Genomic DNA, 22,735 nt, shown 5'->3' with positions numbered 1-22,735 from the left:
CCTAATAGAACATCGTACCCACACCTTGATCGCTAAATAACTCAATGAGGATCGAATGTGGGATGCGTCCGTCTTGTATATTGGCAGAATGAATTCCCTGACGTACTGCCTCAACACAACACTGTACTTTAGGAATCATCCCTCCGGAAATAATACCTTCTTTTTCCAGGGATCGTACCTTTGAAACTTGAATCGAAGAAATCAGGCTCTCCGGATCTTCTATATCCTCCATGACACCACTAACATTAGTCAGCAGGATAAACTTCTCAGCCTTTAAGGCAATGGCAATTTTTTCTGCTGCCAGATCGGCATTGATATTGTAGCTTACGTCATCATCATAGCCGGAAGCAATACTGCTTAAAACTGGAATATAGCCTTTATCAAGTAACTCCTGCACTAAAGAAGCATCTACTTTGATGATATCGCCTACATATCCATAATCCGTACGATAAATATCGGTATGGCGTAAAGCTTTAAATATGGAAGCATCCAATCCGGAAAGACCGACCGCTTTTCCGCCGGCTTTTTCTAAAAGGGAGACTAAATCTTTATTGACTTTTCCACATAAGGCCATCTGTACAAATTCCATTGTTTCCGCATCGGTATAGCGAAGGCCATTGATAAATTGTGTTTCTTTACCGACTTTTTCCAATAAATTGGAAATTTCCGGTCCTCCACCATGAACCAAAACCACATGGACACCGACCATGTTTAATAACACGACATCCTGAATGACCGCCATTTTCAGCGCTTCATCGATCATCGCATTTCCGCCATATTTAATAACGATCGTTTTTCCTCTATATTTTTGGATATAAGGCAAGGCCTCTACCAAAACTTGTGCTTGTGTTTCTGGTTTCATGTTCTATAATCTCCATTTATCTTTACATAATCATACGTCAGATCACAACCCCAGCACGTAACAACCTCATCCCCTTGATGCAGATCGATCAAAACTTGAACGGAATCTGTCTGGAGAATTTTTTTGACTTGTTCTTCATCAAAATCCAGGGCTTTCCCACTCTGGCATACTTGAATCTTGCCAAATTTTGAGGCAAATGTCACATCCACGATTTCCGGATCAAAAGCTGCCTGTGAATACCCCATGGCACAAAGAACACGACCCCAGTTGGCATCACTGCCAAACATCGCCGCTTTAAACAATGTACTGGAAGCAACAGATTTGGCAAGCTTTTCGGCCTGTTCTTCGCTTTGGGCATCATACACGGTCACGCTCAACAAGCGGCTGGCACCTTCTCCATCACTGGCAATTTGTATCGCCAGATTTTCCATGACCGTATGTAACGCTTTTTTAAACGTATCAAAGGCTTCACCTTCCGTTTGAATCGGTTTGTTTTTGGCCATGCCATTAGCCAAAACCACACACATATCATTGGTGGAAGTATCTCCATCCACACTGATTCGATTAAAAGTCTTCTTAGTAATTTCCTGTAACGCTTTTTCCAACAAAGAAGATTCGATATCCACATCACTGGTAATAAAAGCTAGCATCGTTCCCATATTTGGATGAATCATGCCAGACCCTTTGCAGATTCCGCCTAAATGAACACGAATTCCGTCCAATTCAAAAGAAACTGCACAGCTTTTTGTTTTAGTGTCTGTTGTCATGATAGCCTGCGCTGCTTCCAATGAATTATTTTCTTTAAGCTCAATCTGCATGGCACCTCGTTCGATAGCTTCGATCGGTAAGGTTTGCCCAATTACACCGGTACTGGCGACAATGACATCCTCGGTATCTAACTGTGTTAATTTGGCACAGGCAACAGCTTCCTTTAAGGCATTTTCTTTTCCAAAAGGAGCACATGCATTCGCATTCCCTGAATTACAGATAATAGCCTGTGCTTTACCGTTTGATAAATGTTCTTTGGTCAACTTTAAACAATCGGCCTTAACTTGATTGGTCGTATAGACGGCTGCAGCCGCACAAGGCTTTTTCGAATAGATTACCGTAAGATCCAGCTTGGACTGTGATTTACGCACACCACAATGCACCGCTCCTGCCAAAAAACCTTTTGAAGCGCAAACGCCTCCTTGTATCAATTCCATTTCGATGCTCCTTCCTAGTAAGATAATCCTTTATATTCTTCGAATCCTAACATTAAATTCATATTTTGAATGGCGGCTCCACTGGCCCCTTTACCTAAATTATCAAACAAGGCACTGATCATCACTTGTTGATCATTACCATGAATACAAATCTTCAAGTTATCCTTTTGGGCATATAAATTGGCTGAGAGGTAAGTGTCTTCATCCTTTGTGACTTCAATAAAAGTATCTTGATACAAATCTTGATACAGTTGAACAATTTCTTCTTTATTGCCCTCGATCATGATCGTTGTCAACATGCCTCGATAATAATCATCGACGACCGGACAAAATAAAGGTGTTTTTTCTAAATGACAGATTTGTTTCATTTCCTTTAAATGCTTGTGCTGTAAAGAAAGACCATAGAGTCTGGGAGCATATAGATCCGATGTTTTCTCCGTCTCGTATTGGGCAATCATCGATTTCCCACCACCTGAATATCCGGTCAAGGATGTGCACGATAACAATGTATCCTTTTGAATGAACTGATGTTTCATCAAAGGATAGACAATGCTGATAAAACCTGTTGCGTGACATCCAGGATTGGCCACCCGATAACTTGACTTGATCTTTTGTTTCTGTTGATTTGATAATTCCGGAAAACCATAGACCCAATCCGGATCAGTTCGATGTGCCGTAGAAGCATCAATGACTTTCGTTTTTTCGTCCATGAGCTTCATTGCTTCAATACTGGCAGCATCCGGCAAGCATAAAAACACCAGGTCTGCTTCTTTCATGTATTCTTTTCGTACGACATCATCATGTCTTTTATCGTCCGGTATTTTTAGAAGTTCAATATCTTCTCGATTTGACAAGCGCTTTACGATTTCCAGACCGGTCGTACCAGCCTGTCCATCGATATAAATCTTCGGCTTATTCATGAAAACCACTCTCACTCAAAAATTCTTCGATCTTTTTAATCTGGTGACTAACCTCTTCCGGTGCCGGGCCACCTAGGCTCTTTCGCTGTGCCAGACAAGTCTGCAGATCTATGGCCGTATAAACATCTTCACTAAAGAGTGCGGAATATTTTTGAAACTCTGTAAGTGTTAAATCGTTTAACGCTTTTTTGTTTTCAATACAATAAGCAACCAGTTGGCCTACACACTTATACGCATCTCGAAATGGCATACCTTTTTTTGTCAGATAATCGGCACAATCGGTCGCATTGATAAAGCCACCCAAGGCCGCCTGATGCATTTTTTCCTTGTGAATAACAGCCGTCTCAAACATTGGAATCATGACCTGCATCGAGTGAATCGTGGTATCCAGGATATCAAAGAAAGCTTCTTTATCCTCCTGCATATCTTTATTGTAGGCAAGTGACAATCCTTTCTGCATAGTCAACAGTGTCATCAGATCTCCATAGACACGCCCGGTTTTGCCACGGATCAATTCACATACATCCGGATTCTTCTTTTGTGGCATGATACTCGAACCTGTTGAAAAGGCATCATCGAGTTCCATAAAGCCAAATTCACCGGAACACCATAAGATCATCTCTTCACACATTCTGGAAAGATGCATCATCAAGATCGAACAGGCATTGCCGATCTCCATGCAGTAATCTCGGTCACTGACACCATCCATCGAGTTATCTGTTGGACACCGAAATCCTAACAGAGCACAAGTATAGTCTCGATCGATCGGATACGTGGTTCCGGCTAATGCACCAGATCCAAGCGGCATCTCATCCATCAACTCTAAAGCATTCATCAATCGCTTATGATCTCTTTTTAACATATTGGCATAAGCCATCCACACATGCGCCACGGTCACCGGTTGTGCTCTTTGTAAGTGTGTATAACCTGGCATTACGGTCGTTAAATGCTCTTTGGATTTTGTACAGAGAGCCTGTAACATCGATAAGACCAAATCGGATAGAATAGTAACCTGCTCTTTGGTAAACAGCCTCAAATCTAAAGCAACTTGATCATTTCTCGATCTTGCGGTATGTAATCTTTTTCCGGCATCACCGATTCGTTTGGTCAGCTCCTGTTCGACAAACGAATGAATATCTTCTGCGTTACAGATAACAAGCATACCGGATTCAATATCCTTTAAGATGGACTCTAACCCCGATTGAATCAATTCCTGGTCTTCAGACGAAATGATTCCTTGTTTGCCAAGCATTTTGGCATGTGCCATAGAGCCTTGAATATCTTGTCTGTATAATCTTTTATCAAAAGGAAGGGATGCGTTTAATTGATCTAACAGCGCATCCGTCTCTTTTGAAAAACGTCCGGTCCAAAGCTTACTCATTATTCCACTCCCGGAAAATCTTCAACTTCTTTTGCCTTTAAGGCTCTTACCTTCAACGGCAAACCAAACAGATGAATGAATCCGGCAGAATCACTCTGGTCATAGCAATCATCTTCATCAAAAGTGGCCATACCGGCACTGTATAAAGAATATGGACTTGTTACAGAAACCGGAATGATATTTCCCTTATATAATTTTAAAGTCACATCCCCTGTTACGGTTTCCTGTGTACTGGTCACAAAAGCTGTCATCGCTTTTCTAAGCGGTGTGTACCATTGTCCGTTATAAACCAGATCGGCAAACTTTAAAGCCAGCGATTGTTTATAGTGCTGTGTTTCTTTATCCAGTGTGATTTCTTCCAGTTTTTCATGAGCTTTATACAGTACTGTACCGCCCGGTGTTTCATAAACACCACGACTCTTCATACCAACCAGTCTATTTTCAACGATATCTAAAATTCCACAACCATTGGCACCGCCAACCTCATTTAATTTCTCAATGATTTGTGTCGGTGTCATCTCTACACCATCAACCGAGGTAGGTACCCCTTTTTCAAAGTGAATCGTTACGTTTGTTGGTACATCCGGTGCCTGTTCCGGAGAAACGCTCATTTCCAGGAAGCCCGGTTTATTGATCGGTGCTTCGTTGGCTGGATCTTCCAGATCCAAACCTTCATGACTTAAATGCCATAAGTTCTTATCTTTGGAGTAGTTGGTTTCTTTATTGATCTTTAACGGAATGTTGTGTGCTTCGGCATAAGCGATTTCCTTTTCACGAGAATTCAATTCCCAGAACCGCCATGGCGCAATGATATCAATTTCCGGTGCAAAAGCCTGAATAGCCAGTTCAAAACGTACCTGATCGTTTCCTTTTCCGGTACATCCATGACAGATCGCATCCGCCCCTTCTTTTTTCGCAATCTCTACAATTCTTTTCGCAATGATCGGACGGGCAAAGCTGGTTCCAAGTAAATATTGTTCATAAGTAGCACCTGCCTGCATCGTTGGAATCACATAATCATTCACAAATTCATCCGTTAAATCTTCAATGTATAACTTACTGGCTCCGGTTTTTAAAGCTTTTTCTTCCAAACCATCCAATTCTGTACCTTGTCCTACATTTCCGCTGACCGCAATGATCTCAGCTCCATAATTTTCTTTTAACCAGGGAATCAATACCGATGTATCTAATCCTCCTGAATATGCTAAAACGATTTTGTTGTATTTTTTCTTTTCCATGTTATTCTCCTCCATCTTTAAATTCATTCAAGCTATATAAACGACACCCACATCGTCGGACTTTTTCAGACATCGTTCTCACTCCCATCTATAAAAAAACGTCCTTTTCTTCAAAGGACGTGAATACGCGGTACCACCTTATTTCCATCTACACTATGTAAATGACACCTTATCGTTAACGCGGATCGCGTCTATGCCTCACTATAATGTTTCGACATAGAAGTTCCAAGACACGTTCCAGAGCTTCTCTTTATGGCTTGCACCATCCGCCAATTCTCTTAAAATAAAAGTCTCTGTACTCCTTCTCTTCACAACTTATGTACATTATTATACATTTTTGAAAGTGATTTTCAAGAATAATTTTCAATTTCTTACATCATATTTTCATTTCATAAAAAAAGAGCTAATTCAATTAGCCCTTAATTTGTGACATAACTTCTTCAGCGAAGTTTTCTTCTTTCTTTTCGATACCTTCACCAGCCTGATAACGTACGAAGCATACAGCTTCAGCTCCGTTTTCTTTCAAGAACTGAGATACTTTTTGTTTTGGTTCCAAGAAGTATTCCTGATCATTCAAGCAAAGATCTTTAAAGTGTTTGTCAACTTTTCCTTTTAAGATACCCTGTAATACTTTTTCAGGTTTACCAGCCATCTTAGGATCGTTCTGCATCATCTGCATCTGTAATTCACGTTCATGTTCTACAACATCTGAAGGAATTTCAGACTGACTTACATAAACCGGAGACATAGAAGCAACTTGCATAGCAATGTTCTTTGCGATCTGTGCATCCTGTGTACCCTTCAATACAACAACAGCTGAAATTTTTCCACCCATGTGCATGTAAGTTCCAAAAATTTCATCATCTTTCTTTTCTACAACATCGATACGACGGAAAGAAATCTTTTCACCGATCGTAGCAGTAGCGTTTGTAATTACTTCTTCTACAGTACCTTCTGGTGTAGATACCTTTAACGCTTCTTCTAAAGAAGCAGGTTTTGTTTCTAATAAGCTTGCCTGTAATACATCCAATACATGCAAGAACTGTTCATTCTTGGCAACAAAGTCTGTTTCAGAGTTGACTTCGAAAATAACCGCATGGTTTCCCTGTGCAGCTACACGAGTCAAACCTTCTGCTGCGATACGTCCGGCTTTCTTTTCAGCCTTAGACATACCTTTTTCACGCAGCCAGTCAACAGCTTTAGCCATATCTCCATCGCATTCCGTCAGGGCTTTTTTACAGTCCATCATTCCTGCGCCGGTTTTTTCACGTAATTCTTTTACTTGACTTGCGGTAATAGCCATGATTTTTCCTCCTGTTTGATTATTCAGCAGCTGGCTGTTCAGCCGGTGCTTCTTCTTTTACTTCTGTTTTAGCTTCTTCTTTAGGAGCCTGTTTGTTGAAACGACGGTTTCTTCTTTCGAAGTTTCTCTTTCTCTTTTCTTCAATACGCTGACGACGACGTCTTTCGTTTTCGGCAATCTGCTGTTCAACGTTTTTGATAACGTCATCCATTGTTACATCATCTTCTGTGTTATCCAGATAAGCTAATTCTAAAACGCCACCTTTAGCATCTACAATAGCATCTGCCAAGATTGTAGTAACTAATTTGATAGAACGAGCTGCATCATCATTAGAAGCAATTGGATATGTTGCATCATCTGGATCACAGTTTGTATCCAACATTGCAAATACCGGAATACCTAATTTCTTAGCTTCCGCAACAGCGTTGTGTTCTTCCTTTGGATCGATAATGAATACTGCATCTGGCAATTTTTTCATTTCTTTGATTCCACCTAAGCTGCTTTCCAATTTAGCTTTTTCCTTACGAAGATTCGCCTGTTCCTTTTTCGTATATACTTCGATTTTTCCACTGGCTTCCATTTCTTCGATTTCAACCAAACGTTTAACACGCTTCTGAATTGTACGGAAGTTTGTTAACAAACCACCTAACCAACGTTTGTTTACATAGAAAGAACCAGAACGTAAAGCCTGTTCCTCGATAACGTCAGCAGCCTGTTTCTTTGTTCCGACAAACAGAACCTTTCCACCGTTTTCACTGATTTCTTTTAATTTCGCATATGCTTCTTCGATCTGTTCGATCGTCTGGTTTAAATCTACGATATAAACCCCGTTACGGCTGGTGTAGATGTATGGTTTCATCTTTGGATTCCAGCGGCGAGTCTGATGTCCGAAATGTACACCATTCTCCAACAATTTCTTCATTGATACAATTGACATAATAGCCCTTCCTTTCCGTTACTCCTCCATCATTTCCAACGAATGCAACAATAAATTGCACGGGCATTCGAATCCATGATGTGTGTATTCGCGCTTGCACGCTCATTTATATTAGCATGACAAATTCGCAAATTCAATATATTTACATGAAATCTACCCTTTTATTGAATGATTTGCCAAAGGGTGTGATTTTTCATACTCTTTCTGCAGTTTTTTCGTTGAAACATGTGTATAGATCTGAGTCGTTGAAAGACTGGAATGCCCTAACAATTCCTGCACGATGCGGATGTCAGCACCGTTATCCAGTAAATGTGTGGCGAAGCTGTGACGAAACATATGCGGATGCAGATTATTGGATATGCCTATTTCCTCGGCATGTTGACGCATCAACATCTGTACGGCTCGTGTTGTCATTGGTTTTCCGCGAAGAGACACAAATACCGCATCAGTATGTTTTGCCGTCTTTTCCCAGAAAAACAGTTTGTAATGACGAAGTTGTTCAATCATATCTTTATAAAAAGGCACCAGACGCTCTTTATCACCTTTTCCTCGAATACGCATAAAACGCTCCTGAAGATGAATATCCTCCCATGTCAGATTTACGATTTCCTGTACACGAAGACCACAGGCATATAGCACTGTAAACAACATCTGGTCACGACACTTTACCGGTTTGCTTGTATCATACGTTTCTAAAAAATACTGGATTTCTGACAGAAACAAAAACTCAGGAATCTTTCTTGTATTCTTAGGAGAATGAATCGAGACCAAAGGGTTGGTCTGTATTCCGATATATTCATTTAAATAATGATAGAAAGATCGATACGTACTTAACTTTCTGGCAATAGTTGCGTTTTTAGCTACTCTCCCATCCGGTAATTCTCGACAGGAAGCTAAAAATTCCATAAAGACCAAACGATCAACTTCCTCAAAGCTTTCAATTCCCTGACTCAACAAATAATCACGAAATTGAAACAAATCTCTACGATAGGCATCAACGGTCTTCTCAGATTGAGAATGACGATGATAAATATATTGAAGAAAGCGATCAATCAGCTCATTCATCTAACATCTCTTTGATCTGCTCGATGCGAGATAATGCCTGCTGGCAGATTTTTTCCTTTCGCATGTTCTTCTTACATTTTTCTTTTAATTCTACAATGCCAAAATTCGCATTCATCGGCTGAAAATGCTCTGGCGTACAATGTGTAATATAATGAGCCTGGCTGCCCATGATACACGTATTACCAAAAACAATCGGTTCTTTACCTTCCAGATAACGAGCCATATTGATACCCGCAATCAAACCGCTGGCACAAGATTCCACATAGCCTTCCACACCGGTCAGCTGTCCGGCAAAGAAAAGATCTTCCCGCTTTTTGGACTGATATGTTTCCTTTAAAACCTTTGGTGCGCATAAGAAAGAATTTCGATGCATAACACCATAACGAGTAATACGAAGATTCTCCAATCCCGGGATCAAAGAAAATACTCTTCGCTGTTCAGGCCAAGTCAAATGTGTCTGAAACCCTACTATATTATATAAGGAACCGGCCACATTATCCTGACGCAGCTGTACAACCGCAACAGGATGATGATTTTCATCCTTTTCCAATCCAACTGGCTTTAACGGACCAAACAGCATCGTTTTCTTACCGCGGCGTGCCATTTCTTCAATCGGCATACAGCCTTCAAACACCTTCAGTTCAAAATCATGCATTTTTACACATTCCGCATGAATCAGCGCCTCATAAAAACGATCAAATTCTTCTGCATTCATCGGACAGTTGATATAACTGGCCTCTCCTTTATCATATCGAGATTTAAAATAAGCCTTTGAAAAATCGATGGAATCTTTCTCTACGATTGGTGCTGCCGCATCATAGAAGTGCATAGGTTCTGTTTCCAGATATTCATCAATTGTTTTCGCAAAGGCATCACTTGTCAAAGGGCCGGTAGCAATGATGACCGGTCCATCCGGAATTTCGGTCACTTCCTTTTCGGTTACACGAACATTAGGATGCTCTTTGATTGCTTTTGTGATCTGTTCTGAAAAAAGCGTACGATCAACAGCTAAAGCACTGCCGGCCGGAACACTTGTTTCATCCGCTGTCTTTAAAATCAAAGAATCTAAGATTCGTAATTCTTCCTTTAAAATACCTACAGCATTATTTAACGCATTGGAACGAAGAGAGTTAGAACAGACAAGCTCCGCAAAATTTCCTGTATGAAATGCAGGGCTTTTCTTAGTAGGTCGCATTTCGATCAAATGAACCTGTATGCCTCTTTTAGCACATTGCCAGGCCGCTTCACAACCGGCTAATCCGGCACCGATGATCGTTACTTCTTTCATGACTTTTCTTCCTTTTTCTTTGTTTCTTTTTTGATATAGCGACACTTTGGATAGTTACTGCAACCGATAAAGGTCGTTCCAAAACGCGATTTACGCTTTACCAGATCATGACCACACTCCGGACATTTTTCTCCTGTCGGTTCCGGTTTAGCCTTTTCCTTTAATGGTACGATTGTTTTACATTCCGGGTAGTTTGAACAAGCCCAGAAAGGTCCATAACGACCTTTTTTGATGACCATCTTAGCCCCACAGTTCGGACAGAATTTCTCTTCCTGTCCTTCCGGTGCAGTCTGTTCATCCTGCTCACTTTCTGTATAGCGACATTTTGGAAAATTGATACAAGAAATAAACTTACCATATTTTCCGTTACGATAGACAAGTTCACCACCACATTCCGGGCAGGTACGCCCCACTCGCTCCAGTTCTTTTTTAGGCATCTTTTCATAAGCTGATTGCACTAAAGGGGCAAATTCATCATAAAAAGTATGCATATAGGCAATCGGGTCGATCTGTCCTTCCGCAATTTCATCCAATGTATTTTCCATATTGGCCGTATATTCGACATTGATCACACTTTTAAAATATTCCTGCAGCTTTTCATCCGTCAACATCCCCTGCTCACTTGGAAAGAAAACTTTTGTCTTCGTTGTCTTGTTTGGATCGGCCTTGAGTTCGGCATAGCCTCTTTTTTGCAGTGTATCAATGATCATCGCATAAGTGCTTGGACGACCAATGGATTTTTCCTCCAGCTCCTTGATCAATTTTGCTTCCGTATAGCGAGCCGGTGGTTCGGTAAAATGCTGTTTAGCATCAACAGGTACATCTTCAAAGACATCTTCCTTTGTCAAAGCCGGTAAAAGATCATCTTTTTGTTTCTCATATTTATCATAGACCTTTAAATAACCATCAAAGGTTAAGATGGAACCGGATGCCGCATATTCACAACCGTTGCAGTCTAATTTTACATTGGTCACACTAAAAACCGCATCACTCATCAGATAAGCCATTGTTCTGGCATAAATCATCTCATAAAGACGGTACTGTTCATTGGTCAAGTAAGGTTTGATTCTTTGCGGCGTATTTAAAACATTGGTCGGTCGAATCGCTTCATGTGCATCCTGTGCGTTTTTAGCATTTTTCGCATGAAGCTTTCCCACATATTCTTTTCCGTATTCCTGCTCGATCTGCTGCATCGCATCTTTGACAAAGATGTCACTTAATCGAGTGGAATCACTACGCATATACGTGATCAAACCTTCCATCTGACCACCCAGGTCGATACCTTCATACAGCTTTTGGGCAATACTCATCGTCCGACGCGCACCAAAACCGAGCTTTGTACTGGCTTCCTGCTGCAGCGTTGAAGTAGTAAATGGTAATCGAGCCTGTTTTTTGCGAGAACGTGTCGTCAAAGAAGAAATCGTAAAAGGAGCTTTGCATCGTTCTACGATTTCCTGTGCCTGTTCTTCATTTTTCAGCTTCGGTTTCTTTCCATCTACTTTATTCAAAAGCGCTTCAAACGATTGTCTTCCCTTTTTTAACGTCGCATGAATGCTCCAGTATTCTTCAGATTTAAACGCCTGAATTTCCTTTTCCTTTAAAACGATAAGATGTAACGCAACTGACTGTACACGACCAGCTGATTTTGACTGGATCTTATTTTGTAGAAGCTTGCTCAGTTTAAAACCGATGATTCGATCCAGCATTCTTCTAGTTTCCTGTGAATGCACCAGATCCATATCAATGTGTGTTGGCTCTTTGATAGCTTCCAATACGGCCGGTTTGGTGATCTCATGAAAGATAATACGATTTGTTGTATCAATATCCAGATCCAAAACTCTTGCCAAATGCCATGCGATCGCTTCTCCTTCACGGTCCGGGTCGCTTGCCAGATAGACAGAATCACTTTTTTTCGTGAGATCCTTCAATTCCTTTACCACATCTTTTTTATCTTTACTGATCGTATAAGTCGGAGTAAAGTCACGATCTACATCGATACCAAGTCCTTCTTTTCCGGATGTCGCAAGGTCACAGATATGTCCCTTGCTCGATACTACTTTAAAATCTTTACCTAAATATTTTTCAATCGTCTTCGATTTGGAAGGCGATTCCACAATGACTAAATTCTTCCCCATATCTATCCTCCTATGGTTCGTTAGATATCAAACAATAAAAAAAGTGTTTTGTCAATTATATTTCATACAAGTCTTGTTCCTGTACGATGCTCAGTGCTCCGTTTTGGATCAAGACATTACACCCCTGATAGACTTTATCTTCATAGGCACTGGGTAAACAATAGACTGGCTTGGAAAGCTCCAGACATTCATTGACCGTATGCATGGTTCCACTTTTACATCGTGCCTGAATAACGACGATGGATGAAGAACAAGCCGCAATCAAACGGTTTCTCCAGGGAAAATGATGAGCCTTTGGCGCTGTCTGCATGGGATATTCACTAAGGATCAAATGTTGATTGGCCATGCTCTGATATAAATTCTGGTTTTCTTTAGGATAAATACGATCGATTCCACACCCAATGATTCCAATTGTTCTTTGATCAAAAGCACTATTATGGGCCATCGCATCAATTCCTTTGGCAAGCCCTGAGACGATCACATATTTTTTCTTTAGAATATTCACCACTTCTCTGGTATTTTTTAAAGCTTGATCCGTGCAATCTCTAGCTCCGATGATTCCCACACATTTTTTCGATAAATAAGAAAGCTTTCCCTGATAAAAAAGGATCCATGGTGGATAACGCAGCTTTAAAAAGCATCTTGGATATTCCTTATCGGCCCTAGTGACAAAGGGATACGCATACTCCACTTTTTTATAAGGTGCTTTTACCTGCAGGCAATGAGCAATTTGTTTCCAATCGCCATCATTTTGAATGGCATACCATAAAATCGCATCTCTTAAATTTTTCTTCATACTATTTAATACGATAAAAAAATAAAAAAGATAGAAAAAATTTTAATTTTTCTATCAAAATAGCTTTATTTCCAATTTTTCTTTGACCGGCCCATACGATTTTCGATGACATGGCAATACACCATATTTTTCTAAAGCCTCCAAGTGTGCTTTGGTCGGATATCCCTTATGTTTCTTAAATCCATATTCAGGATACCTCTGATCCAGTTCCATCATGATATGATCTCTGGTGACTTTAGCTAGAATGCTGGCAGCCGCAATCGATACTGATTTAGAGTCTCCTTTTATAATGGCTTCATATGGCTTTAAATAACCTGGAAGCTTCATCGCATCCGTCAAGCAGTAAGCACAATCAGCACTTTGCGCAATCGCAAGCATCGCATCCTGAGTAGCTTTATAAATGTTTTTTTGATCGATCTCTTTTTCAGAAATGACCTCTATCGAAAACCATAAGGCATCTTCTTGAATTACCTGAAAAAGCTGTTCCCGCTTTTTTTCAGTCAGCTTTTTAGAATCATCGATGTCCGGATGCCAATATCCTTTTTCAAAAACACAGCCGGCAACGACCAGCGGACCGGCAATAGGTCCTCTTCCAGCCTCATCAATACCTACGATGGAATCATAGGTTTGCCAGAGTTCCTTTTCCAAAGGTTGTTCAATCATGAGGAAACTCCCAAGTCAAAGGACCTAATTTATCTTCGCGAATATCTTTGATAAAAGAGCGAACAAGGCGATTTTCATCAATGCTTCCTTTTTGAAGATACCCTCGTTTTAAGGCAATTTTTTCCATGGTCTGCCAAGGATCCTTTTGTTCTTCGATCTGATACAGGCTTGCCAAAAGACCCGGTTTTGTTTCCTGCAGCCATCGGCAGGCGTAAATAGCAAGTTCCTGCATATTGACTACTTCATCTCGAACCGACCCTAAAATCGCAAGACGCATACCGGTATTAGGATCTTCAAACTTTGGCCATAATACGCCCGGCGTATCTAATAATTCCAGAGACTGCCCTAACTTGATCCACTGCAGGGATTTTGTCACACCCGGACGATCGGCCGTCTGTGCTGCTTTTCGCTTGGCCATCGTATTGATAAAGGTACTTTTCCCTACATTGGGAATCCCACAAACCATGGCGCGTAAAGCTCTGGGACGAATGCCTCGTCTTTTTTGTTTATCAATAATTTTTTGACAAGTCGTCTGCGCTGCCTGTACCAAAGCCTTAAAATACGAATCCTTGATCAAATCCAGGGCTAAGACTTGATGCCCCTGAGAATGCAGTTTTTGAATCCATTCTTTGGTGGCAGCCGAATCCGCTTTATCTTTTTTTGACAAAAGGATCAGACGCGGTTTATTTTGAATCAGTTCATCCAACATTGGATTCTTGCTGGAATCGGGAATACGGGCATCCCGAATTTCAATCACAAAATCAACCTTCTTCAAATTCTCTTCCATTTGCCGTTTGGCCTTGGTCATATGACCGGGAAACCATTGAATCGGATTTTGATTCGACATACGCTCTATCCTTTCAATCCCAGTTCATCAAATGGATAAAGAACTAAGACGCCTACACCATAGATTTGGTTACGCTGAATAACACCGATAGCACTGTCACGAGAATCTTTTGAAACCGGACGGTTATCTCCCATGACAAAATATTCATCTTCTCCCAAAGTCACTTCCGGAAAATCGACATAATCCACAACCGTTCTTCCTTCATCATCAGTCGAAATCTGCTCGATCTGGTTGAAATAACCATATTTTTCACGACATTCTTTGATATAATCCGGATCGATATAGTCTTCATCCAGCTTTGCCCCGTTGATATAGATTTCATCATCAATACAAGATACTGTATCTCCCGGCATTCCGATCACACGCTTAACGATCTGAATCGTTTCATTGGTCGTTTCGCCGGTTTGTGAATCAGTTATATCCTGCTGAGTAGTGACCACAACGATATCATATCGATTGATCTGATTCAGCCAGACGCTAGCTAGACTGGTAAAACCAAATTCACCGTCCTCCAAAGTAGGATCCATACTTTTTCCATTCACTTTAATCGGATGCGCAATAAAATTCATAAAGACTAAAATAACAATAGCGGTGATCGCAAAAACTTTGACAAACCCTAATATATCTTCTAAAAGTGTTCTTTCGTCCTCTTCGTTATATCGATAAATCGCTTTCTTTTCACGTTTACTTGCTTTTCTCATTCTGAAACCCCTTTTCATTACATACAGGTATTATACACTAAAGCCCCCAAATAAAAAATGCCGATTTCTCGGCACTTTTCTTAGCGTACTTCTTTAAGACGAGCCGCCTTACCAGAACGTCCACGCAAATAATGCAATTTGTTACGACGAACCTTACCGTTACGAACGACTTCGATCTTATCGATGATTGGTGAATGTAAAGGGAATTTACGTTCTACTCCAACCCCATTAGACATCTTACGTACAGTGAAAGTTTCTGCGATTCCTCCACCAACGCGTTCGATAACAACTCCTTCAAAAACCTGAATACGGCTTTTGTCACCCTCTTTGATACGTACGTGTACACGAACAGTACTTCCAGAGCGGAATGAAGGAATATCACTTTTTAACTGTGATTTCGTGATTTCATTGACTAAATTTAAGTTCATCTTTTTTCCTCCTTTTCTTCCATACGGCATCCTTGTTCATTCACACGTAAAGTGTCAGCGGAACAAAACCGTGCAATAATGCTTTAAAATACTAGCATACTTCCTCTTTGTTTTCAAGAAGATTTGAAAGAAACTCCTGATCTTCTTTTGAAAGCTCTTTTTCCTTTAAAAGATCCGGACGATGCTTCCATGTATTTTTTAAAGCCATCTGGTGACGCCATTTTTTAATATTGGCATGATGACCGCTTAGTAAAACTTCCGGAACTCTTTTTCCTTCATAGACCTCCGGGCGCGTATATTGTGGATATTCCAATAAACCATCGGAAAAGGAATCATCTTCCCAGCTATCCTGTCGAATCGTACCCGGCAGTAAGCGTAAGATCGCATCACACATGACCACGCAGGCCGGTTCCCCTCCTGTAAGAACAAAATCACCTAAAGACAACTGAACATCGACATAATCGCGAATACGTTCGTCAAAGCCTTCATAATGTCCGCAAATAAAGATTAAATGCTCTTGTAAAGATAGCTCTTTGGCAACCGATTGAGAGAAAGTCTTTCCCTGTGGGGTTAAAAGGATCACCGTGCTTTTTGGGGTTCGTACACTGGCCAAAGCATCCAAAATCGGCTGACACATCAACACCATGCCGGCACCTCCGCCATAAGGGGTATCATCGACATGGCCATGCTTTTCTTTCGTAAAGGTACGAAAATCGATACATTCAAACTCGAAAAGTTCCTTGTCTTTAGCTCTTTTGATAATGCTTGTTTCCAACAAAGAGCGAAAATAATCAGGAAACAAAGTCAAGACCGTTATTTTCATCGAAGCCCCTCCATGTCTTTAAAGATGATCTTTTTCGTCTCTGGATCAACTTCTAAAATAAATGCCGGCACAAAAGGAAGCAAAAATGAATCCTGATCTTTGGAAATACGCAGGACGATATGTTTCCCGGTTTCTAAAATATCACTGACAATTCCACATTCATCGCCTTTATCATCATATACGGTACAATCCATCAATTCATGATAATAATAAGTTCCTTTTTCCAATGGAGGCAAATCTTCTTTGGCAATCAAAAGATCAAACGTTTTCAATTTTTCAGCATCATTGATGTCCTTGATCTCTTCAAATTTCGCATAACCAAATCCCTTCTGCATACGAAAGGAAGAAACGGTCAACTTTTTTCCATCCGATAGGTGCAGGATTCTTCCCTTGGCAAAACGATCTTTTACATCATCTGTTACCAGATAAATCTTACATTCGCCTTTTAACCCATGTGTATTGATAATTGTTCCTACTTTGATCATCTATTTCACCCTTAAAAAAATTAGGATGTTTTCACATCCTAGTATGCTTCGAATTTCACAGAAATTCTTTTTTTGATATCACGCGCCGCAATCGACATCATTTGACGAAGACTGCTGGCCATCATACCTTTGCGACCAATCAAACGCGCTACATCTTCACTGTTGGCATATACATACAACAAGACTTCGTTATCATTGGTGCTGGTCATTGTTTTGACAGACAGTGCCTGTTTGTCATCCACTAAAGGAAGACAAAGATCCATCAATGTCTTTTCCAGATCTGTCATTACTTCTTAACCATTTTTGTTTCGTGGAATTCTTTCATAATGCCTTCTTTAGAAAGAATTGAACGAACTGTATCGCTAGGTTTAGCACCGTTCTGTAACCATTTCATAGCTAATTCTTTGTTGACTGTCACCTGATTTTCAGAAGCGATTGGATTGTATGTACCAATTTCTTCAATGATACGTCCATCACGAGGACTTCTTGAATCTGCAGCTACGATACGGTAGAAAGGACGACCCTTTTTACCCATTCTTTTTAAACGTAATTTAACCATTTCAAATACCTTCCTTTTCTTTTGCCTGATAAATGTACCATAGCAAAATAAAAGTGTCAAGCATTTTTACTTGACACTTATTTTTTCTTTTTCTTCTTTTTGCTTTTTTTCTGTTTCTTGCTTCCGGCATGTTTGCTGGCTCCCTGCATACCACCGACGCGCTGCATGTTTTGGAGAGCTGACAAGTTAGGCATACCGCCACCGGACATCATTTTTGTCATCATCTGCATTTGTTCCAGCTGCGAGATCAATCGATTGACTTCCATGACCTTAACACCGGCCCCCTTGGCAATACGATTCTTTCGGCTGGCCTTTAAACAAGACGGATTTTCTCTTTCATACGGTGTCATAGACTGAATGATTGCCTGCGATTTTTTCATGGAATCATTCATTTTTTCATCATCCAACTGTTTGACCATTTTGCCTAATCCTGGAATCATCTTTAACATGTTCTGCATCGATCCCATTTTCTGCATCTGGCCAAATTGATCCAACATATCATTGAAGGTGAAGATCCCCTGTGCCATACGATTGGCCGTTTTTTGTTGGATGTCCATATCCAGCTTTTCCTGCGCCTGTTCCACTAAGGTAACGATATCTCCCATACCCAGGATACGATCCGCCATACGATCCGGATGAAATTCCTCTAAGTCCTCTACCTTTTCTCCATTGGATACAAATAGAACCGGAACATTGGTAATGCTGCGAACAGACAACAAACCACCACCACGGGCATCGCCATCCATCTTGGTCACAACCAAACCTGTGATAGAAAGCTGCTCGTTAAATTCTCTGGCAACCGTTACGATATCCTGACCGGTCATCGCATCCACTGTCAATAAGATATCGTCCGGCTGTACAAGTGCCTTCATTTGAGAAAGCTCCTGCATCAGCTCTTCATCTACGTGTAAACGACCGGCCGTATCAAAGATCACAAGATCTTTTTGTCGATCATAGGCATAGCCCATCGCCTGGCGAGCTGTTTCAACAGCACTGACCTGGGTTCCTAAGCTAAAGACTTCAACATCGATTGATTTTCCCAATGTCTCCAACTGTTCGATAGCTGCCGGACGAACAACGTCACAGGCAACCAATAACACTCGTTTTTTCAGCTTCTCTTTACAGAAACGAGCAATTTTGGCACTGGCAGTTGTTTTACCGGTCCCCTGCAGACCGACCATCATTAAAGTCGATACTCCGCTTTTTTTCAAATTTAATCGAGCATCGGCACTTCCCAGTAATTCCTGAATTTCATCATGAACGATCTTAACGACCATTTGCCCCGGATTGACCGAATCGATGACTTCCTGCCCTAATGCTTTCTGTTTTACATTTTCAATAAATTCTTTAACGACATTGTAGTTGACATCCGCTTCCAATAAAGACATGCGCACTTCCTTCAACATGTCGTTCATATTGGATTCTGTCAGCTTCCCCTGTCCAGTTATATTTTTTAGTGCCTTTCCAAGGCGTTCACTTAAAGATTCAAAAGCCATTTTTCTCACTCCATCTTATTCTTTTACAGCCTGAAAGGCCATACGACTTTCGTGAATGGAAAGCAGTTCGATGTCTCCTACATACACAAAGCCGTTTTTCTTTAACATATTCTGCATGGGAATATTATCCTCATGCGTATCTATTCGAAGATTCTTTATTTTGGTAAAACAATAATTCAAAATCGATTGTCCAACATGAGGCACCCTTTGCCGTGATGCGATGCGATGAATCACACCATAAGGCGCATCATTCAACCATTTCCCATCAATTTTGGCATAGCTGGGATCTTCCCCAATAAAGAACACGAAAGCTCCTTCTATTTCTCCATTTTGCTCATACACATAAAGTTGTTTTGCGGCCATATCCTTCAAAAGAATTTTTTTACTGGGATATCCTTGTGGCCACTGAGTCGGATTTCCATTTTCAGCCATGAAACGTCTAGCTGTTTCATAAATCTCCATGAGCACATATATATCTTGTATCGTCGCTTCTCTTACAGCCATTTGTTAAACTCCTGTGTCTTTGTCTTAGCCCAACCAAATCGTAAGGAACAAATCCCCCGGCACAGCTCATAAGCCACATGCACAAAAGGATTGACTTTTTTCCAGTTGATCACAGCAGGCACAAATTGTGGATCATCTTTTTTAGTATAATACGCAAAAATCGTATATAAGATCACAAAATCACTGTTGACTAGATGAACATCAAAGTGGAAGTCTTCTTCCGGATACCAGCGTCGCAGACAACTTTCCTGATATTCATACGCTTTACGCATATCGTATGCCGTTTCCAGGTTCATACGATGAGTCAATGAACCCTGGTGCTGGACATAATGATAATATCGTTTGGATATACAGCCTATCGTATCGGCATTGCACAAGGCTTTAAAAACAGTATATGTATCCTCAAAGCCACGCATAAACTCCGGAAAGCTGACATTGGAAAAGCATTTTTTCTTATAAAGCTTGCCCCATGGATAATTGTTCATCCCTTTATTTTCCGCAAGCGAATGCAAAGCCTCTTGTTTTGTCATGACTTTCTTTGTCTCCACCTTACGATACAAAGCCCCAAAACGATAGTCCATCGTATAACCACAACATACGATATCACAGTTATAAGCTTCCATATGGTGCATCATCGCCTGTAAAGTTTGCGGTGCGATATAATCGTCACTATCTACAAAGAATACGTATTCTCCCTTCGCATGACGCAATAGACGATTGCGTGTTGTTGAGATCCCTGCATTCTCATAGTTATACAGATGAATAAACGAATAGCGGTTCGCATAAGAAGATGCGATATATTTGGAATGATCGGTCGATCCGTCATTGACCATCACAATTTCAATATCCTTATAAGTTTGTGCAAGTATAGAATCCAGACATTGAGATAAGTAGTTTTCTACATTATATACAGGTACCAAAATACTGATCATGTAACTGCCTCCTTACCCAAAAAGCCTTTCTAAAACTTTCTTTAATAGTTTATTAAAAATACATACACAAATCAATAGCCAAATTGTCCAGGCCATTACTCCGGCTAAATTCACGTTCAATCGATCATATTGCATATTTGCCCCAATTCCCAGGGAAACCGATGTCATGATTTCCGCCATAACAACCACTTTAAAACCAAGCGATGAACAAGTAATCCAGCTGGAAGCCATAGCAGGACGAAGCAATGGTAAATAAACCATTTGTATCTTTTTGAACCAGCTTTGTGGATAGATTTGAAAAATGTCTTTCCAGGATTGGCTTATATCTTGAATTGCTTCAAAAAGATTTTGATAAAAGATCGGAAACAAAAGTAGAAAAGAAACAATATAAATGCTGATCTCCCGGCTCACCCAAAACAACAATAAGATCACAAAAGTCACATTGGGAATGCTTCTCAGAAGTAAAAGAATAGGCTCAAAATATTGGGCAAAGGTTTTAAAACGATTGGAAAGAAAAGCCAGGAAAAACGCAATCACAGAAGAAATAAGCACCGAAAAAAGTACACGAAAAAAAGTCATGGCTAATGATTCATATAATTTTACATCCTGCATTTGTTCTGTCATCTGTGTCAAAACCTCATACGGTGTCGGCAAGATAATGGAATTATCGATTCCTAATGAAGCCAAAGTCCATACAATGAGAATCCCTGACAACAAAATAAGCCATTGTCTAATTTTCATACGTATCCTTTCTTTTAATCCTATAAATATTGATATATAGTCTTCTTGATTATACCAAAAGAAAAAAAGCACGCAATGTGCTTATCTCAGTTTTCGTTTATTGATCTTCCATGTACCAATGACTTCATTGACTGTAGAAACGGTCACAAAAGCTTGAAAATTGCTTTTATGCAGATAATCCAGCAGCTTTTTATATTCATTGCTCGTCATGATCGTTACCAATTCTACACGTTCCTCTTTTTTAAAACCACCTACGGCTTTATATAGAGTCACCCCACGATTCATCGAATTCATGATGTAATCTTGTATAACCGGATATTCTTCAGATAGAATACAAATTTTTTTCTTTTTATGAAATCCGTCGATAAAGTAATCAATAGCTTGTCCGTTGGCATAGGTCCCAATCAAGCTGACCACAAGCGTCCCGACATCATAAACAAGAATCGAGGTCATAGAAGTAATAAAGCCAGAAAGCATCAAAGCTTTACCAATTTCCATATGCGTATATTTGCTGACGATTTTTCCTACAATATCCAATCCTCCACTGGATGCATTCACATTAAACAAAATCGCCTGACCAAATGCGATGATCAATGTATAAGTAACCAAGTCATATACATTATTACCAGTAATTGATTCACTTAAAGGAAACAGAATTTCAAATACAGCTAAGAAAACAGGTAATAATATTGATGTATAAACTGTTTTGGCACCAAATTCTTTTCCAATGAACAAAAAACCGATCACTAAAAGTCCCATGTTTAAAATCAAAGTCAATATAGAGATAGATAAAGGTAACAATTGATTTAATACCATGGCTAAACCTGAAATACTTCCTACGACAATACCACTGGGTATCAAAAAGAAATAAATTGAAATCGATATAATAAACATCGCAAAGGTTATCAAAGAAAATTCTCTTACTGTCTCACTTTTCATTTCTAAATTCCCCCATCATTACCTTGGCTATTATAACAATGAAATAGATGGAACAACAGCAGAAAAAAATGAATATATTTTTGAAAAATATTGAAAATAAAATGTGTTATTCTGGTTCACATTGATCAAAAAAATCTAAAAATGCTTCAGCCGTTAAAAGAATGGAAGTATCTTGTCCTACAAAACAAAAAAGAACATTCTGTGTCGCTCCACAACAATTCTCATCATAAACAATGGAAAAAGAGCCGATCTGATTGATCCAATCTTTAACGGCTCCCTTATATATAAATGTCTTATCTTTACGATTTCGGCAGATTGAAATCGCAAGCTGCTCCTTTTCAAAATGATCCATAATAAGTTCCATATATAAAAAAATGACCCGGCAACGTGCTATCTTGGCAGGGGCAGGCCCAACTATTGTCGCCGCTGAAGTGCTTAACTTCTGAGTTCGGTATGAGTTCAGGTGGTTCCACTTCGCTATCGTCAC

General features: G+C 40.1%; 24 protein-coding genes, 1 rRNA gene and 1 other annotated feature. All 25 genes read right to left on the bottom strand.

Annotation, left to right across the window (positions count from 1 at the left end; translation table 11 throughout):
- Position 1: 1 nt before the first annotated feature.
- On the bottom strand, positions 2–862 hold the full coding sequence (argB, locus tag ACTQX6_RS09675; protein ID WP_294688858.1) for an acetylglutamate kinase: 861 nt from the start codon (positions 860–862) through the stop codon (positions 2–4).
- Positions 859–2,067: a bifunctional glutamate N-acetyltransferase/amino-acid acetyltransferase ArgJ gene (gene argJ / locus ACTQX6_RS09670; protein WP_294688857.1), complete on the bottom strand. Its 1,209-nt coding sequence runs from the start codon at positions 2,065–2,067 to the stop codon at positions 859–861. Before argJ ends, argB begins: the two co-directional genes overlap by 4 nt.
- A gap of 14 nt (positions 2,068–2,081) precedes the next feature.
- Positions 2,082–2,987: an N-acetyl-gamma-glutamyl-phosphate reductase gene (gene argC, locus ACTQX6_RS09665; protein ID WP_294688856.1), complete on the bottom strand. Its 906-nt coding sequence runs from the start codon at positions 2,985–2,987 to the stop codon at positions 2,082–2,084.
- Positions 2,980–4,368, bottom strand: coding sequence for an argininosuccinate lyase (gene argH, locus ACTQX6_RS09660; protein ID WP_294688855.1), 1,389 nt, complete (start codon positions 4,366–4,368; stop codon positions 2,980–2,982). The genes argC and argH overlap by 8 nt, the downstream gene beginning before the upstream one ends.
- Positions 4,368–5,606 carry an argininosuccinate synthase gene (locus ACTQX6_RS09655; RefSeq protein ID WP_022789180.1) on the bottom strand — a complete coding sequence of 413 codons (1,239 nt, stop codon included), beginning with the start codon at positions 5,604–5,606 and terminating at the stop codon, positions 4,368–4,370. The genes argH and ACTQX6_RS09655 overlap by 1 nt, the downstream gene beginning before the upstream one ends.
- Before the next feature lie 110 nt (positions 5,607–5,716).
- Positions 5,717–5,927: a binding site (T-box leader), on the bottom strand.
- 91 nt (positions 5,928–6,018) lie between these two features.
- A complete protein-coding gene (gene tsf / locus ACTQX6_RS09650; RefSeq protein ID WP_117446721.1) occupies positions 6,019–6,909 on the bottom strand; it encodes a translation elongation factor Ts in 891 nt (296 codons plus the stop codon).
- A 19-nt stretch (positions 6,910–6,928) separates the two neighbouring features.
- On the bottom strand, positions 6,929–7,846 hold the full coding sequence (rpsB, locus tag ACTQX6_RS09645) for a 30S ribosomal protein S2 (protein WP_117446722.1): 918 nt from the start codon (positions 7,844–7,846) through the stop codon (positions 6,929–6,931).
- A 153-nt stretch (positions 7,847–7,999) separates the two neighbouring features.
- A complete protein-coding gene (gene xerA / locus ACTQX6_RS09640; protein ID WP_117446723.1) occupies positions 8,000–8,911 on the bottom strand; it encodes a site-specific tyrosine recombinase/integron integrase in 912 nt (303 codons plus the stop codon).
- Positions 8,904–10,199, bottom strand: a complete 1,296-nt coding sequence (gene trmFO, locus ACTQX6_RS09635) for a methylenetetrahydrofolate--tRNA-(uracil(54)-C(5))-methyltransferase (FADH(2)-oxidizing) TrmFO (RefSeq protein WP_294688852.1) — start codon at positions 10,197–10,199, stop codon at positions 8,904–8,906. Before trmFO ends, xerA begins: the two co-directional genes overlap by 8 nt.
- Positions 10,196–12,334, bottom strand: coding sequence for a type I DNA topoisomerase (gene topA / locus ACTQX6_RS09630; RefSeq protein ID WP_294688851.1), 2,139 nt, complete (start codon positions 12,332–12,334; stop codon positions 10,196–10,198). The genes trmFO and topA overlap by 4 nt, the downstream gene beginning before the upstream one ends.
- Before the next feature lie 55 nt (positions 12,335–12,389).
- Complete coding sequence (dprA, locus tag ACTQX6_RS09625) at positions 12,390–13,130, bottom strand: DNA-processing protein DprA (RefSeq protein ID WP_294688849.1); 741 nt, start codon at positions 13,128–13,130, stop codon at positions 12,390–12,392.
- Between the two features lie 54 nt (positions 13,131–13,184).
- Positions 13,185–13,793 carry a ribonuclease HII gene (locus tag ACTQX6_RS09620; RefSeq protein ID WP_117446727.1) on the bottom strand — a complete coding sequence of 203 codons (609 nt, stop codon included), beginning with the start codon at positions 13,791–13,793 and terminating at the stop codon, positions 13,185–13,187.
- Positions 13,786–14,640: a ribosome biogenesis GTPase YlqF gene (gene ylqF / locus ACTQX6_RS09615; protein WP_294688847.1), complete on the bottom strand. Its 855-nt coding sequence runs from the start codon at positions 14,638–14,640 to the stop codon at positions 13,786–13,788. Before ylqF ends, ACTQX6_RS09620 begins: the two co-directional genes overlap by 8 nt.
- A 5-nt stretch (positions 14,641–14,645) precedes the next feature.
- On the bottom strand, positions 14,646–15,341 hold the full coding sequence (gene lepB, locus ACTQX6_RS09610) for a signal peptidase I (RefSeq protein ID WP_022789189.1): 696 nt from the start codon (positions 15,339–15,341) through the stop codon (positions 14,646–14,648).
- Positions 15,342–15,421: 80 nt separating this feature from the next.
- Positions 15,422–15,769, bottom strand: coding sequence for a 50S ribosomal protein L19 (gene rplS / locus ACTQX6_RS09605; RefSeq protein ID WP_022789190.1), 348 nt, complete (start codon positions 15,767–15,769; stop codon positions 15,422–15,424).
- A 91-nt stretch (positions 15,770–15,860) separates the two neighbouring features.
- A complete protein-coding gene (gene trmD, locus ACTQX6_RS09600; RefSeq protein WP_117446730.1) occupies positions 15,861–16,592 on the bottom strand; it encodes a tRNA (guanosine(37)-N1)-methyltransferase TrmD in 732 nt (243 codons plus the stop codon).
- The gene (gene rimM / locus ACTQX6_RS09595) at positions 16,589–17,077 is read right to left on the bottom strand and encodes a ribosome maturation factor RimM (RefSeq protein ID WP_117446731.1); all 489 of its coding nucleotides are present in this window, start codon (positions 17,075–17,077) and stop codon (positions 16,589–16,591) included. The genes trmD and rimM overlap by 4 nt, the downstream gene beginning before the upstream one ends.
- 38 nt (positions 17,078–17,115) lie before the next feature.
- The gene (locus ACTQX6_RS09590; RefSeq protein ID WP_022789194.1) at positions 17,116–17,364 is read right to left on the bottom strand and encodes a KH domain-containing protein; all 249 of its coding nucleotides are present in this window, start codon (positions 17,362–17,364) and stop codon (positions 17,116–17,118) included.
- Positions 17,364–17,636, bottom strand: a complete 273-nt coding sequence (gene rpsP / locus ACTQX6_RS09585; protein ID WP_022789195.1) for a 30S ribosomal protein S16 — start codon at positions 17,634–17,636, stop codon at positions 17,364–17,366. Before rpsP ends, ACTQX6_RS09590 begins: the two co-directional genes overlap by 1 nt.
- A gap of 77 nt (positions 17,637–17,713) precedes the next feature.
- Complete coding sequence (gene ffh, locus ACTQX6_RS09580) at positions 17,714–19,132, bottom strand: signal recognition particle protein (RefSeq protein ID WP_294688841.1); 1,419 nt, start codon at positions 19,130–19,132, stop codon at positions 17,714–17,716.
- A 15-nt stretch (positions 19,133–19,147) separates the two neighbouring features.
- A complete protein-coding gene (locus ACTQX6_RS09575; RefSeq protein ID WP_294688838.1) occupies positions 19,148–19,636 on the bottom strand; it encodes a GNAT family N-acetyltransferase in 489 nt (162 codons plus the stop codon).
- Positions 19,627–20,568, bottom strand: a complete 942-nt coding sequence (locus ACTQX6_RS09570; RefSeq protein WP_294688836.1) for a glycosyltransferase family 2 protein — start codon at positions 20,566–20,568, stop codon at positions 19,627–19,629. Before ACTQX6_RS09570 ends, ACTQX6_RS09575 begins: the two co-directional genes overlap by 10 nt.
- Positions 20,569–20,580: 12 nt before the next feature.
- The gene (locus tag ACTQX6_RS09565) at positions 20,581–21,309 is read right to left on the bottom strand and encodes an ABC transporter permease (RefSeq protein ID WP_320863439.1); all 729 of its coding nucleotides are present in this window, start codon (positions 21,307–21,309) and stop codon (positions 20,581–20,583) included.
- Positions 21,310–21,390: 81 nt separating this feature from the next.
- Positions 21,391–22,248 carry a YitT family protein gene (locus ACTQX6_RS09560; RefSeq protein WP_320863438.1) on the bottom strand — a complete coding sequence of 286 codons (858 nt, stop codon included), beginning with the start codon at positions 22,246–22,248 and terminating at the stop codon, positions 21,391–21,393.
- Between the two features lie 377 nt (positions 22,249–22,625).
- Positions 22,626–22,735 (bottom strand): 5S ribosomal RNA (gene rrf, locus ACTQX6_RS09555); the annotation flags it as partial.

The sequence above is a fragment of the Faecalicoccus sp. LCP19S3_E2 genome, assembly GCF_052121255.1.
GTDB lineage: Bacteria > Bacillota_I > Bacilli_A > Erysipelotrichales > Erysipelotrichaceae > Faecalicoccus.
Note: the sequence above shows the minus strand (reverse complement) of the source record. Positions and strands in the feature narration are given on the sequence as shown.

What these genes read in the sequence shown, in the direction of transcription:
- argB (WP_294688858.1), bottom strand. Translation starts at nt 862, where the DNA reads ATGAAACCAGAAACACAAGCACAAGTTTTGGTAGAGGCCTTGCCTTAT.
- argJ (WP_294688857.1), bottom strand. Translation starts at nt 2,067, where the DNA reads ATGGAATTGATACAAGGAGGCGTTTGCGCTTCAAAAGGTTTTTTGGCA.
- argC (WP_294688856.1), bottom strand. Translation starts at nt 2,987, where the DNA reads ATGAATAAGCCGAAGATTTATATCGATGGACAGGCTGGTACGACCGGT.
- argH (WP_294688855.1), bottom strand. Translation starts at nt 4,368, where the DNA reads ATGAGTAAGCTTTGGACCGGACGTTTTTCAAAAGAGACGGATGCGCTG.
- ACTQX6_RS09655 (WP_022789180.1), bottom strand. Translation starts at nt 5,606, where the DNA reads ATGGAAAAGAAAAAATACAACAAAATCGTTTTAGCATATTCAGGAGGA.
- tsf (WP_117446721.1), bottom strand. Translation starts at nt 6,909, where the DNA reads ATGGCTATTACCGCAAGTCAAGTAAAAGAATTACGTGAAAAAACCGGC.
- rpsB (WP_117446722.1), bottom strand. Translation starts at nt 7,846, where the DNA reads ATGTCAATTGTATCAATGAAGAAATTGTTGGAGAATGGTGTACATTTC.
- xerA (WP_117446723.1), bottom strand. Translation starts at nt 8,911, where the DNA reads ATGAATGAGCTGATTGATCGCTTTCTTCAATATATTTATCATCGTCAT.
- trmFO (WP_294688852.1), bottom strand. Translation starts at nt 10,199, where the DNA reads ATGAAAGAAGTAACGATCATCGGTGCCGGATTAGCCGGTTGTGAAGCG.
- topA (WP_294688851.1), bottom strand. Translation starts at nt 12,334, where the DNA reads ATGGGGAAGAATTTAGTCATTGTGGAATCGCCTTCCAAATCGAAGACG.
- dprA (WP_294688849.1), bottom strand. Translation starts at nt 13,130, where the DNA reads ATGAAGAAAAATTTAAGAGATGCGATTTTATGGTATGCCATTCAAAAT.
- ACTQX6_RS09620 (WP_117446727.1), bottom strand. Translation starts at nt 13,793, where the DNA reads ATGATTGAACAACCTTTGGAAAAGGAACTCTGGCAAACCTATGATTCC.
- ylqF (WP_294688847.1), bottom strand. Translation starts at nt 14,640, where the DNA reads ATGTCGAATCAAAATCCGATTCAATGGTTTCCCGGTCATATGACCAAG.
- lepB (WP_022789189.1), bottom strand. Translation starts at nt 15,341, where the DNA reads ATGAGAAAAGCAAGTAAACGTGAAAAGAAAGCGATTTATCGATATAAC.
- rplS (WP_022789190.1), bottom strand. Translation starts at nt 15,769, where the DNA reads ATGAACTTAAATTTAGTCAATGAAATCACGAAATCACAGTTAAAAAGT.
- trmD (WP_117446730.1), bottom strand. Translation starts at nt 16,592, where the DNA reads ATGAAAATAACGGTCTTGACTTTGTTTCCTGATTATTTTCGCTCTTTG.
- rimM (WP_117446731.1), bottom strand. Translation starts at nt 17,077, where the DNA reads ATGATCAAAGTAGGAACAATTATCAATACACATGGGTTAAAAGGCGAA.
- ACTQX6_RS09590 (WP_022789194.1), bottom strand. Translation starts at nt 17,364, where the DNA reads ATGACAGATCTGGAAAAGACATTGATGGATCTTTGTCTTCCTTTAGTG.
- rpsP (WP_022789195.1), bottom strand. Translation starts at nt 17,636, where the DNA reads ATGGTTAAATTACGTTTAAAAAGAATGGGTAAAAAGGGTCGTCCTTTC.
- ffh (WP_294688841.1), bottom strand. Translation starts at nt 19,132, where the DNA reads ATGGCTTTTGAATCTTTAAGTGAACGCCTTGGAAAGGCACTAAAAAAT.
- ACTQX6_RS09575 (WP_294688838.1), bottom strand. Translation starts at nt 19,636, where the DNA reads ATGGCTGTAAGAGAAGCGACGATACAAGATATATATGTGCTCATGGAG.
- ACTQX6_RS09570 (WP_294688836.1), bottom strand. Translation starts at nt 20,568, where the DNA reads ATGATCAGTATTTTGGTACCTGTATATAATGTAGAAAACTACTTATCT.
- ACTQX6_RS09565 (WP_320863439.1), bottom strand. Translation starts at nt 21,309, where the DNA reads ATGAAAATTAGACAATGGCTTATTTTGTTGTCAGGGATTCTCATTGTA.
- ACTQX6_RS09560 (WP_320863438.1), bottom strand. Translation starts at nt 22,248, where the DNA reads ATGAAAAGTGAGACAGTAAGAGAATTTTCTTTGATAACCTTTGCGATG.